Raw genomic sequence first — 13,394 nt, forward strand, 5'->3', positions numbered from 1 at the left:
CATACTACATTTTGAAGCCGTCAACCAGCCCCTTGATGAATCCCTGTCTTACTGCGCCAGCAGAAATCAATATACGTCCCAACCGAGTGATAGCGGTATAGGAAATACTTATTTCTCTTTTTGGGAAAGGCAGATTCTTTTTAGAAAAATAAATTCTGTTTCGGGTCAGATGATACGCGCCGAAGAAACTCAAATCCCCCCCTGTTGATACGCTGACTTTATGTGATATCACTACATCCTGCTCGAGCTTTACTTTATAACCTGCAATATAAGCACGATAAAGGAAGTCGGTATCATCATAATAAGCAAAATAGCGTTCATCCATCATGCCGACTTGCTTGAACACATCACTATTTACGATCAGAAAGCAGGTGGGTGCATAAGCATGATATTCATCAAATTTTGCTACTGCGGCTCTATCCATCCCTGCGTAATCATGAGGAGCCAACGCCCGATACTCATCGAAATGTCCGCCGGCATACCAAAGCTTGCCTTCCGGATAATTCAATATCAACGGGCTGACGAGGCTTTCCCCATTGATGGCCACCTGCATCAACTTGTCAAAGACATCTGGCGCCTCAAAAAGAAGATCATTGTTGATGATCAAAATATATTCGCACCCATCCACCAAAGCGGCTTTAATTCCCTGATTATTACCGGCCGCCACGCCGACATTGTTGCCCTGGTTGTCGATGAAAGTAGTTTCAATACCGTACTGAGAGGCCAGCTCTCGTGCCAGACGAAGTGACTCGGGTTTAGAGCTGTTATCTATTACATAGAGGATAAAATTTTTATATTTTTGACATACAATGCTTTTAAAAAAATCGGGTAAAACTTCAGGTGTATTATAAAGGACAGTAACAAGACCTAACTTTGGTGAATACACTATATTTTCTCCCACACATTCTTATCAAAATTATATTTTTTAATTGTTCTTGCAGGATTTCCTGCGACTACACTGTAATCATCTACATTTTTGGTGACAACAGATCTAGCTCCTACAATGCAGTTCCGGCCTATTGTCACGCCAGGATTTATATGTGAACCGAAGCCAATAAAACTTCCATCACCTATCAGAACTGGCATACATGTATCTTCTATTCGATCACCTATTTTATTGGCTGCGAACACATCATTATATGGATGGACAACGTCTACAATAGAACATCCGCCAGTAATAGATACATTATCACCTATCGATATATTGCATCGAGCAACAATATGAACATATTGCTCTATATTAACATTATTCCCAATTTTTATTACAATCTCATTCTGTGGGTCAACAACCTCTAACCTCACTCCATTTCTTATAATAACATTATAGCCTACAGAAATATGCTTATGGTTAGAGATTAGCATAGGTTTTATAATTCTACTCTTATGGCCAAAACTATGCATAAGAATCTTGTACTTTAGCTGACTGTATATCAAAAATATGCCATTGATGATTTTTCCAAAAATCATAATTAACTCACCCATTTATTAGATTGGGAATCATATTTTTTAATTATTTTAGCTGGATTTCCTGCAATCATTACATAATTAGGAAACGATTTTGTCACAACCGCACCAGCACCAACAATACACCAGTCTCCTAGTGTGACATTAGGCATAATTTTACAGCCAAAGCCAATGAATACATTTTCACCTAAAATTATTGGTCCTTTATCATAAGACTCTTGCTGCATTATTGGTCCTAATTGCGGATCCAGGCCATGTGAGAGAGTGCTTAAATACACATAGTCACTTAAAACAGCGCCCTCTCCAATTATAATTTGAGAGCCAGTATGTATATTTGCATATCTCCCCACATACACATCTTTATTTATTTTTATCTTAGAGTTTGAATTACCAGTAACTATAAATGTCGCAGCATTATGGATGAAAACATTATCAGGTGAAATCTCAACTCTCTTATCAAGGAAGAATCTATATTTTATTTTATATATAAAGTTGATCAATCGTCCGATCATGAATCACACCTCGAGTATTTTTTTAATATTTTTTGTTTTTCTAAACACCAAATATCCACCGATTGTTAGAGCTAGAATTGATAAAACATTTAGCATATAACTTACGATATCTATGTTTTCTTTTCTCGCTTCTACTAAACCGATAATAAAAATAAACATTGATAGTGGATATATTAAGAAAATCAATTTATATCTGATAAAATAACTATGATCATCTAGTATATTTAATAATTTAAATGAATATATAAATAGTATTAGAAAAGCTGAAATAGCTAGCCCTATAGGTACCGCATACATTCCATAGGAATGAATCAGAATAATTGTCAATACAACGCTAATGACACTTTCCATTAACGGATAATGCATTATTTTATTCTGCTTAGCTTGAGCAATATATAATAGACCAAGTGGAGCGCCGACTAACCTAACAAGATTGACAGCCATCAGAGATACAAATATATTCTCTACATGAGTAGAAATCGAATCTCCTATCCATAAACTCAAAATGTATGGTCCAACATAAAATGCTATTATTATAGAAATGATAGACAACAACATGACAATAAAAGTTAAGTTGTATAATAATTTATTTAAATTTTCTGAAGAGTCATTTCTATTGGAGAGCTTCACCAACGGCTGTATTATTGGTGACATGGCGGCATTAATAAACCCTACAGCAGCTGTTACCAAACTCATTCCCAGTGAATAATATGCAAACTCATCAAAAGCATATTTACCTACTAGTATCCCATTTAATCCAACCAACATAAAAGAGGCTAAATTGAAAACGCTTATACCAATGAAATATGAAAAAAATTTTCCAAATTTATACTCAGAACCATCTTTTGATGGTTGATTATCTAGAGGGTTTCTGAAAAATGAATATGATATATATATCGTCAAGTAAGATAGAATATTAACTACTAGATAAACATATGACATTACTTTAATGCCATATTGCGCCGACATTACAATGAGGATACCTAATATAACTCTCGACAATAAATTTATCATTGCTGGGATGTCATTCCTCTCTATCCCAGTGAAAAAACCACTAAATACAGATGATATTAGACCAATAACAAATGATATAGCTACAACAAAAAAAGTTACCTTATCCTCAGATGCTTCAATCCCTTCCACTTTACTAAATAAAAAATAAAAGTTGTTATAAATTAAAGTTAATAATAGACAACTAAGAATAATCCCTAGAGAACTTAAAAAAATACCATTTTTTATTATGTGGAGCTCCATTATGGAGTCTTTTTTCTCTCTCGCAATTGTAATGTTTCTCGCAACAGTTAACTGACATCCAAAACCAATGAGAGCAAAGAACGCTCCAACTTGAATACTCAAATTCCATATCGAGAAACTATCAATTGGTAAACGTTGCAATAAGAAAGGGGATATAACTATCCCCAATATTACATTTGAAAAACCATTAATTATATTTGCTACTGAGTTCTTCAGCAGTCTATTAAACCCACTCATCAGTGTACAGCCAAATGAGTTTTAAATTCTGCTATCATCAGCTCAATATCTTCGAGTACATTCCTTGGTTGATAATCAGGGATGAGAGACATGATCTTAGTGATAGCTGTCTGAGGGAAGTTTTCATTCGGGAAAGCAATCTTATGCCACACGATTTCACATTCTGTGAATTTATGTAAGACATCCGCTATTTGCTTAGCCGTAATATTATATCCTGCAGCGATATTGATGATTTGTCCCACACTCTCAGGATGAGTGGCCAAGGTTATACAGGCGCGGGCAACATCCGTTACCGAAACGTAATCTTTTGCATAATCCTGGTCAATATACATATCCACCTTGCCGTGATTGATTGCATTACGGGTGATCGCCGGCAGGAAAAGCGGACTGTGCAGAGCAACACCATAGACATTGCTTGGTCTGACAATAGTGATATCGCGCCCACTTTTCAGGCACAGTTCTTCTGATACCAGCTTGGTCAGGTTGAACAAGCGGCGCTGATCATCGGAACATACTTTCAGGTCGTCTCCTTCTGCCGCCGAGTCCTGATTCATGTATACACGGGTGGAAGAGACATAAAGGAGACGCTCAAATTTGCCTCGTGCCAGCAGATCGGCCAGCAAACGACAATTGGCATCAAACACCCCCAGCGGAGCATTCTTGCAGTCACCCTGTCCCGCACTATAGATCACAGTCCCCAGATCGGTGTCGAATACACTTTCATCATCGCGCGGCGGCACCCAGACATTCTGGCCAGCAGCTTCCAGCATGCTGACGATCTCGCTGCCGATAAAGCCCCGCCCGCCAAACACTGTGTAACGTTTCATGCTCACCACCCATTCACTAGGTTGTCACGGATCTGGGCCAGCGTGGGTTGCACACTGTCTTTCGGTGACAACAGCGGCGCCGTCAACGGCCACTCTATCCCCAGGGCGGGATCATTCCACAGCAACCCGCTTTCATCGGTCGGGTCATAGTAATCGGTACATTTGTATTGGAAATCGGCCGTTTCACTCAGTACGCAGAAACCATGGGCAAATCCAGGCGGAATGTAAAACTGAACCTTGTTTTCTCCTGTCAGCAAGACAGATTCATGCTGACCAAAGGTAGGAGAGTCTGGCCTTAAATCGACGGCAACATCAAATACACGGCCCTGGGTCACAGTGACCAGTTTTCCCTGTGGCTTGGTTTTCTGGAAATGCAGACCACGCAGTACATTTTGTGTAGAACGCGAGCGGTTGTCCTGGACAAAATCCGCCGTGATTCCGGCGGCCTTGTAACGCGCTTCCTGGTAAGTTTCATAAAAGAAACCTCGCTCATCGCCAAACACTTTCGGCTCAATAATCAGCAGGTCTGCAATTTTTGTTTTGATTACATTCATGTCGACATCTCTTATTTGATCAGACTCAACAAATACTTGCCATAACCAGTTTTCACCATGCTGCTGCCAATAGCCTTGATTTGATCACGGTTCAACCAGCCATTGTTGAGCGCAATCTCTTCAAGACATGCGATCTTGAATCCCTGACGCTTTTCAACGGTTTGCACGAACTGAGAAGCTTCAATCAGAGAGTCATGGGTACCGGTATCAAGCCATGCGAAGCCACGGCCCAGTTGTTCTACCTTCAGCTGGCCACGCTCCAGATATGCCTGGTTGACGCTGGTGATTTCGAGCTCACCACGCTCGGATGGCTTGATGCTCTTGGCGATCTCGATGACGGAGTTGTCATAGAAATACAAACCGGTGACAGCCCAGTTCGATTTCGGTTTTACCGGTTTTTCCTCGATGGACTTGGCACGGAATTCTTCATCGAATTCAACGACGCCAAAACGCTCGGGATCCATAACCTTGTAACCGAAGACGGTGGCCCCTTCCTGATTGGCTATCGCCTTTTGCAACTGCTTGCCAAAGGCCTGACCAAAAAAGATATTGTCGCCAAGCACCAGGCAAACGCTGTCCTGGCCGATGAACTCCTCACCCAGAATAAAGGCCTGGGCCAGTCCGTCCGGTGACGGTTGAACCGTGTATTGCAGATTGATGCCGAACTGCTCACCGTTGCCAAGCAGGCGCTGGAAACTTTCCGAATCCTCGGGCGTCGTGATGATCAAGATATCCTTGATACCTGCCAACATGAGCACCGAGAGGGGATAGTAAATCATCGGCTTGTCATAAATCGGCAGCAGTTGCTTGGAAATGCCACGCGTGATGGGGTGAAGACGAGAGCCTGAACCACCTGCCAGAATAATACCTTTCATTACTTCTTCTCCCCGTACTGCTGATCGATCCAGGACTGATAGGATCCACTCTTCACGTTGTTGACCCACTGCTGGTTATCCAGATACCACTGCACTGTCTTGCGGATACCGGATTCAAAGGTTTCTTGCGGTTGCCAGGCGAGCTCGGCGCTCATCTTGCTGGCATCAATGGCATAACGGCGGTCATGGCCAGGGCGGTCGGCCACATAGGTGATTTGATCGCGGTAGGAGCCGGCCTTGGGCACCATTTCATCCAGCAGATCGCAGATGGTATGCACGACTTCCAGATTCTGTTTCTCGTTATGACCGCCGATGTTGTAAGTCTCGCCGATGACACCTGTGGTAACCACGGTATAAAGCGCCCGGGCGTGATCTTCCACATAGAGCCAGTCACGGATCTGGTCACCCTTGCCGTATACCGGCAGCGGTTTGCCATCCAGGGCGTTGAGGATCACCAGCGGGATCAGCTTCTCGGGGAAGTGGTACGGGCCGTAGTTGTTGGAGCAGTTGGTGACGACGGTCGGCAGGCCGTAAGTACGACGCCAGGCGCGCACCAGATGGTCACTTGAAGCCTTGGAGGCAGAATAGGGGCTGCTGGGGCATAAGGGGTAGTTTCGGTGAAGAGCGGCAGTGCAACACCAGCGGCTACTTCATCCGGATGGGGCAGATCGCCATACACCTCGTCGGTGGAGATATGGTGGAAACGGAAAGCAGCCTTGCGTACCTCATCCAGACCGTTCCAGTAAGCGCGAGCCGCTTCCAGCAACATATAGGTGCCGACGATGTTGGTCTCGATGAAGTCGGCGGGGCCGGTAATGGAGCGGTCAACATGGCTCTCGGCCGCCAGGTGCATTACGGCATCCGGTTGATGCTGGGCAAACACCCGATCCAGTTCGGCGCGGTTGCAGATATCCACCTGTTCAAAGGCATAACGTTCACTGTTTGCGACACTGGCCAAGGATTCCAGGTTGCCCGCATAGGTGAGTTTGTCGAGGTTGATAACTGAATCTTTGGTATCCCGAATGATATGACGAACAACCGCCGAGCCGATAAAGCCTGCGCCACCAGTGACAAGAATCTTCATAGTTATGCTCTTGAAAAGTAATAGAAATTCGGTTCTTTTTGAACCAGTTACCATTGTTCATGGTGGTGAAAATACTCGCTAAAATGGCGGATTTCTGACACCAACCACGAAAAAGACAATAGCTACCGCCCCTGGGTTACAGCCCCCAGATTACTGCTTTTGACCGGATTGTGTGTGCTGTTGGCCATAGTGCCCTCCAGCTTGGGAAAATTCTGTCATCGCTCCCTGATGACAAAGTGCGATTTCTTTTGCACATTGAACATGCCAGTTTCCAAAAAAACTGCAGCTAATCGTTGCCATGCCCCAAAGGCAAAGTCCGGATTTTAGCGCCTTTCCTGGCCGCTTGAACAGCCATAACAACCCTTTCTAAAGTAAGCGATTTACGCTCTCTCCCGTAGAGGTTCTCTGCTCTTCAAGCAGAAAAGATGATCTTCCAACCTCTAGAAAGGCCTCTATCGAGACCAAGCAGATCGTTACCAGCCGAGTTCAAAAGTAAAAATAGTGACAAGCGACGCATCAGTGTGGAGCTTGATCACAAGAACGCCACTTTTTGCCAATTCGCATGGAAACACGTAACACTTTCTTACAATTGCCCGTCTATAAATGCGCAAAATCTCCACTGCTCAGCCAAGTTTTGCAGCCTGCCGACACGCTGTCTGCACGACGTATTATGTCACTTGGGTTTCATATGTATATGTTTTTGCTGAAAACAAACAGGGCGAACCTGATGGTTCGCCCTGTGACGGTAAGATAACGCAAGGAGAGATCTGTGGCTACTGTCAGCTTTTTCCTTTGTCACCCTCGGCATCGGCGGCTTGCCAACCGCCGCCGACGGCCTTGTAGAGCGCAACCTGATTGCTGAGCTGCGCCAGACGGGTGCTGATCAGTCCCTGCTTGGCACTGAACAGCGAGCGCTGGGCATCGAGTCGGGTGAGATAACTGTCCACCCCTTTCTCGTAGCGCACCTCCGCCAGCTTGAAGTAGGTCTGGTTTGCCTCCACCAGTGCCTGCTGCGCCTGCAGTTGTTGCTGATAGTCAGCCTGGGCGCCGAGCGTATCCGCCACTTCCTTGAACGCGGTCTGGATGCTCTTCTCGTAGCTCGCCACCGCCTGCCTGGTGCTCACCTCGGCCACGTCCAGATCCGCGATGCGCTTGCCGCCGTCAAAAATCGGCAGGTTGATCTGCGGCATGAAGGTCCAGGTGCCGGTGCCGCCGTCAAACAGTCCGCTCAACTGGTTGCTGGCGGTGCCCGCCGTCGCGGTCAGCGAGATGGTCGGGAAGAAGGCCGCACGGGCGGCGCCGATATTGGCATTGGCCGCCTTCAGGCTGTGCTCGGCCGCCAGGATGTCCGGGCGCTGTTGCAGCAGGCTGGATGGGGCACCTACCGGGATGGCCGCCAGTTGCACCTCGGCCAGGGTCGCCGGCTCGGTCATCAGCGCGGGGACGCCGGTCCCGAGCAGCAGCGCCAGGCCGTTGCGATCCTGCTTCACCTGCCGTTGGTACTGGGCCAGGCTCACCTTGGCACTCTCCAGCGCGGTACGGCTCTGGGCCAGCTCCATTTCGGAGGCGGCCCCCAGCTGGTACTTGTGCTCGGTCAGACCATAGCTCTCCAGCTCGGTGGCCAGGGTCGCCTCGCTCAGCGCCTGCAACTCCTGATCCGCCAGCAGGGTGAGATAGGCATTGGCCACCGAGGCGATCAGCGCGATCTGGGCGCTGCGCTGGGTCTCCACCTGCGCCAGATAGTTTTCCAACGCCTGATCTTTGAGGCTCTGGATCCGGCCGAACAGGTCCAGCTCGTAGGAGGTGATGCCGATGTTGGCGCCGTACTGGCTGCTGATGGTGCCCTGCCCCGTGCTGCTGAGATCGTCCGATCCCTGCTGGCGGGTACCCGAGCCATCGGCCGCCAGGGTCGGCAGCTGGGCCGCCCGCTGGATCCGGTATCTGGCCTCGTAGGCCTCCACATTGAGGGCCGCGATGCGCAGATCCCGGTTGTTCTCAAGAGCCGTGGCGATCAGCTGCTGCAGGGCAGGATCGAGGAACTGCTGGCGCCAGGGGGAGACGGCCGCCTCCCCTGCCTGGTTGTTCTGCCAGGTGGCACCTTGCGGCAGCGCCGGGCGCTGGTAATCGGGGGCCATGGAACAGCCCCCCAGCAGCAGCGTCACGCTCAGGGCGATCAGGGTCTTAGTCATGTTTGATCTCCTCGGCATGGGCCAGACGCGCTTGCTTGGTGCTGTGCTTGGTGAAATAGCGCATCACCAGCACGAAGAACAGCGGCACGAAGAAGATGGCCAGCACGGTGGCACTGATCATCCCTCCCATCACGCCGGTACCGATGGCGTTACGGCTGCTGGCGCCGGCCCCGGTACTGATCACCAGCGGCAATACGCCGAGGATGAAGGCGAGCGAGGTCATCAGGATCGGACGCAGACGCAGGCGCGCCGCCTCCACCACGGCTTCGCTCAGCCCCATGCCCCTGTCATAGAGCTCCTTGGCGAACTCGACGATGAGGATGGCGTTCTTGGCCGACAAACCGATGGTGGTGAGCAGGCCTACCTGGAAGTAGACGTCGTTCTCCAACCCGCGCAGGGTGGCGGCCACAATGGCCCCCAGCACCCCGAGCGGCACCACCAGCATCACCGAGAACGGAATGCTCCAGCTCTCGTAGAGGGCGGCCAGACAGAGGAACACCACCAGCAGGGAGATGGCGTACAGGGCCGGTGCCTGAGAGCCTGCCTGCCGCTCCTGATAGGAGAGACCGGTCCACTCGATGCCGATGCCTTCCGGCAGCTGCTTCACCATCTGCTCGATGGCGGCCATGGCATCACCGGTACTCTTGCCCGGCGCCGCTTCCCCGACGATCTCCATCGCCGGTACGCCGTTGTAACGCTCCAGCCGTGGCGAGCCGAAGCTCCAGTCGGTGCTGGCAAAGGCAGAGAAGGGCACCATCTGACCGGCACTGTTGCGCACGTACCAGAGCTTGAGATCTTCCGGGTTCATCCGGAAGGGGGCATCCGCCTGCAGGTAGACCTTCTTGACCCGGCCTCTGTCGACAAAGTCGTTCACATAAGCAGAGCCCCAGGCACTGGAGAGCGTGCTGTTGATGTCGCTGATGGAGAGCCCCTGCGCCAACGCCTTCTCGTAGTCGATCTTGATGTCGAGCTGGGGGGTGTCTTCCATCCCGTTCGGGCGCACCCGCACCAGGTTGGGATCCTGCGCCGCCATGCCGAGCAGCTGGTTGCGTGCTGCCATCAGCTTGTCGTGGCCCACGCCGGCCCGATCCTGCAAGAAGAAGTCAAAGCCGGTCGCCGTCCCCAGCTCCGGGATCGGAGGCAGGTTGAAGGCGAATACCTGGGCTTCCTTGATGCTGAACAGGTAGCCCATGGCACGGCCGATGATGGCATTGGCACTGCGATCCGGCGTGTTGCGCTCCTTCCAGTCTTTCAGCTTGATGAACGCCATGCCACTGTTCTGACCGCTACCGGCAAAGCTGAAGCCCGCCACCGTCAGCACGGAGTCGACGTTATCCTTCTCGTTTTTCATGAAGTAGTCGCGCATGTCGGCCAGCACCACCTCGGTGCGCTGCTTGGTCGCCCCGACCGGCAGCTGCACCATGGACATGATGACCCCCTGATCCTCTTCCGGCAGGAAGGAGGTGGGCATGCGCATGAACAGGATGGCCAGTACCGCCAGCATGGCCGCATAGATGATGCCGTAGCGCACCCCTTGCTTGACCACCTTGCGCACGCCGCTCTGGTAGCGGTTGGCGCTGGCGTCGAAGGCCCGGTTGAACCAGCCGAAGAAGCCGCGCTTGGCACCGAACTCGCCATGCTTGATGGGCTTGAGCAGGGTAGCGCACAGGGCCGGAGTCAGGATCAGCGCCACCAGCACCGACAGCACCATGGCCGAGACGATGGTGAGGGAGAACTGGCGATAGATGGCACCGGTCGAGCCGCCGAAGAAGGCCATCGGCACGAACACCGCCGAGAGCACCAGGGCAATCCCCACCAGGGCGCCGGTGATCTGGGTCATGGACTTGCGGGTCGCCTCGAGCGGAGAGAGATCCTCCTCACTCATCAGACGCTCCACGTTCTCCACCACCACGATGGCGTCATCCACCAACAGGCCGATGGCCAGCACCAGACCGAACATGGTCAGGGTGTTGATGGAGAAGCCGAACGCCGACATGACGCCGAAGGTCCCCAGCAGCACCACGGGCACCGCAATGGTCGGGATCAGGGTGGCGCGGAAGTTCTGCAGGAACAGATACATCACGCAGAACACCAGGAAGATCGCCTCCACCAGGGTCTGTACCACCTCCTCGATGGAGATCTTCACGAACGGCGTGGTGTCGTACGGATAGACGATCTCCATGTTGGCCGGGAAGTAGGTGGAGAGCTCATTCAGCTTGCCACGCACCTTCTCGGCGGTATCCAGCGCGTTGGCACCGGTCGCCAGCTTGATGGCCACCGCCGCGGTGGACTGACCGTTGTAGAGCGCCTCGGCATCGTAGCTTTCACCGGCCAGTTCGACCCGGGCCACGTCTTTGAGCCGCACCTTGGAGCCGTCCTGGTTCACCCGCAGCAGGATGTCGTTGAACTCCTCCACGGTGGAGAGCCGGGTCTGCCCCATGATGGTGGCAGTGAACTGCTGATCGGTCACCGCCGGGGTGCCCCCCAGCTTGCCGAAGGCCACCTGGGTATTCTGCGCCTTGATGGCGGCCTGCACGTCACCCGGGGTCATCTGCACCCGGTTGAGCTTGTTGGGATCGAGCCAGACCCGCATGGAGTACTGGCTGCCGAACAGGGTGATGTCCCCTACCCCGTCCAGACGACTGAGCGGCTCCTTGATGTTGGCCACCACGTAGTCGGCCAGATCATCGTTGGTCATGGCGCCATCTTTGGAGATGAAGGCGGCCACCATCAGGAAGCTGCTGGAGGTCTTCTGGACCCGGATCCCCTGCTGCTGCACCTCTTGCGGCAACAGCGACATGGCTTGCTGCAGCTTGTTCTGCACCTGCACCTGGGCGATGTCGGGGTCGGTCCCCGGCTGGAAGGTGAGGGTCACCGATACCCGGCCGGAGGAGTCCGACTGGGAGGACATGTAGAGCAGGTGATCCAGCCCGGTCATGTTCTGCTCAATGATCTGGGTCACCGAGTCTTCCACCGTCTTGGCGGAGGCCCCCGGGTAGCTGGCAGAAATGCCCACCGCCGGCGGCGCAATGCTCGGGTACTGGGCGACCGGCAGCTTGATGATGGCCAGGCTCCCCGCCAGCATGATCACCAGGGCGATCACCCAGGCGAAAATGGGTCTGTCTATGAAAAATCGTGCCATGAGGCGACTACTCCATCCTACTTGTTGGCCGGGGCATTGGCCGGCGCCTGGGCAGACTGCGCAGCGGCACTCTGTTCAGCAGGTGCCACGACGACCCCGGGTTTTACCTTTTGCAGGCCGGCGACGATCACCCGTTCGCCCGCCTTGAGACCGGATTCCACCACCCAGTCACTGCCAACGATGCGGCCCAGCTGCACTTCACGCAGCGCCACCTTGTTGTCCGCCGTCACCACCATCACGGTGGCGCCGCCTTTCGGGGTACGGGTCACCGCGGTCTGCGGCACCAACAGCCCCTCGGCGCGCTCGCCCTCCTGCAGGGTGGCACGCATGAACATGCCCGGCAGCAGCAGCTGATGAGGGTTGGGGACGATCACCCGCAGGGTCACCATGCCGGTGGTCTCATCCACGGTCACGTCGGAAAACTGCAGCGAGCCCTCTTCGCCGTAGGTGGAGCCATCTTCCAGCTGGAAGCTCACCCGGGCGCCTTTCTGCTCGTCCTGGGTCAGCTTGCCAGCCGCCACCTGTCGCTTGAGGCGCAGCAGATCGGCGGTGGACTGGCGCACGTCCACATACATGGGATCGAGCTGCTGGATGGAGGTGAGGCTGTCGGCCTGCTGGGCCGTCACCAGTGCCCCCTCGGTCACCGCAGACTTGCCGATACGACCGCTGATGGGGGCCGTGATGCGGGTGTAGGCCAGGTTGATGTTGGCGGTCTGCAGCGCCGCCTTGGCGGCACCGATTTCGGCCAGCTGCTGCTTCCAGGCCGCGTCGGCGTCGTCATACTCCTGGCTGCTGATGGCCTTCACCTTCACCAGCTCGGCATAGCGCTTGGCCTTGAGGCGGGCGCTCTGCTCGTTGGCCTGCGCCTTGGCCAGGTTGGCCTTGGCACTGGCCACCGCGGCCTGATAGACGGCGGGGTCGATCTGGTACAGCAGTTGGCCGGCCTTGACGTCACTGCCCTCGGTAAAGAGACGCTTGAGAATGATGCCGCTCACCTGGGGACGCACCTCGGCGACCCGCAGCGGGGCGCTGCGACCGGTCAGCTCGGTGGTGAGCTGCAGCGGCGCCGTGTGCAGGGTGACGACATCCACCGCGGCCGGCGGCATCGCACCGGGCCCCTGCTGGGCACTGCCCTGTTCGCCGCAAGCGGTCAGCAGACCGCTCGCCAGCAGCGCAAGGCCGACTGAACGTGCGAGAATATGTTTATGCATGGAGAACCTGAGCCTCTGTCTATCAATGAATAACCACAGGGTTTA

General features: G+C 52.4%; 10 protein-coding genes and 1 pseudogene. All 11 read right to left on the bottom strand.

Going from position 1 to position 13,394, the window contains the following annotated elements; all coding sequences use genetic code 11:
• Nucleotides 1-4: 4 nt before the first annotated feature.
• Nucleotides 5-886 carry a glycosyltransferase family 2 protein gene (locus E5E97_RS19580; RefSeq protein ID WP_171280828.1) on the bottom strand — a complete coding sequence of 294 codons (882 nt, stop codon included), beginning with the start codon at nucleotides 884-886 and terminating at the stop codon, nucleotides 5-7.
• Nucleotides 886-1,467: a DapH/DapD/GlmU-related protein gene (locus E5E97_RS19585; RefSeq protein ID WP_253265111.1), complete on the bottom strand. Its 582-nt coding sequence runs from the start codon at nucleotides 1,465-1,467 to the stop codon at nucleotides 886-888. Before E5E97_RS19585 ends, E5E97_RS19580 begins: the two co-directional genes overlap by 1 nt.
• Nucleotides 1,468-1,469: 2 nt before the next feature.
• Nucleotides 1,470-1,976 (bottom strand): DapH/DapD/GlmU-related protein, encoded by a 507-nt coding sequence (locus E5E97_RS23715; protein ID WP_171280829.1) that lies wholly within the window; start codon nucleotides 1,974-1,976, stop codon nucleotides 1,470-1,472.
• Between the two features lie 3 nt (nucleotides 1,977-1,979).
• Nucleotides 1,980-3,467, bottom strand: a complete 1,488-nt coding sequence (locus E5E97_RS19595; protein WP_171280830.1) for a lipopolysaccharide biosynthesis protein — start codon at nucleotides 3,465-3,467, stop codon at nucleotides 1,980-1,982.
• Nucleotides 3,467-4,294 (bottom strand): NAD(P)-dependent oxidoreductase, encoded by an 828-nt coding sequence (locus E5E97_RS19600; RefSeq protein ID WP_171280831.1) that lies wholly within the window; start codon nucleotides 4,292-4,294, stop codon nucleotides 3,467-3,469. The genes E5E97_RS19595 and E5E97_RS19600 overlap by 1 nt, the downstream gene beginning before the upstream one ends.
• 2 nt (nucleotides 4,295-4,296) lie before the next feature.
• Entirely contained in the window at nucleotides 4,297-4,848 is a 552-nt protein-coding gene (rfbC, locus tag E5E97_RS19605) for a dTDP-4-dehydrorhamnose 3,5-epimerase (protein WP_017410382.1), read from the bottom strand.
• Nucleotides 4,849-4,859: 11 nt separating this feature from the next.
• Nucleotides 4,860-5,723, bottom strand: a complete 864-nt coding sequence (rfbA, locus tag E5E97_RS19610) for a glucose-1-phosphate thymidylyltransferase RfbA (protein WP_118880828.1) — start codon at nucleotides 5,721-5,723, stop codon at nucleotides 4,860-4,862.
• Nucleotides 5,723-6,807: pseudogene (rfbB, locus tag E5E97_RS19615) on the bottom strand (dTDP-glucose 4,6-dehydratase). The gene rfbA and the pseudogene rfbB overlap by 1 nt, the downstream one beginning before the upstream one ends.
• A 779-nt stretch (nucleotides 6,808-7,586) precedes the next feature.
• Nucleotides 7,587-8,996 carry an efflux transporter outer membrane subunit gene (locus E5E97_RS19620; protein ID WP_171280832.1) on the bottom strand — a complete coding sequence of 470 codons (1,410 nt, stop codon included), beginning with the start codon at nucleotides 8,994-8,996 and terminating at the stop codon, nucleotides 7,587-7,589.
• Nucleotides 8,989-12,138 (bottom strand): efflux RND transporter permease subunit, encoded by a 3,150-nt coding sequence (locus E5E97_RS19625; protein WP_029299709.1) that lies wholly within the window; start codon nucleotides 12,136-12,138, stop codon nucleotides 8,989-8,991. Before E5E97_RS19625 ends, E5E97_RS19620 begins: the two co-directional genes overlap by 8 nt.
• A gap of 17 nt (nucleotides 12,139-12,155) precedes the next feature.
• Complete coding sequence (locus E5E97_RS19630) at nucleotides 12,156-13,349, bottom strand: efflux RND transporter periplasmic adaptor subunit (protein ID WP_043160773.1); 1,194 nt, start codon at nucleotides 13,347-13,349, stop codon at nucleotides 12,156-12,158.
• Between the last annotated feature and the right edge of the window lie 45 nt (nucleotides 13,350-13,394).

Origin of the sequence: Aeromonas sp. 2692-1, assembly GCF_013085505.1 — a bacterium.
Taxonomy (GTDB): domain Bacteria; phylum Pseudomonadota; class Gammaproteobacteria; order Enterobacterales; family Aeromonadaceae; genus Aeromonas; species Aeromonas hydrophila.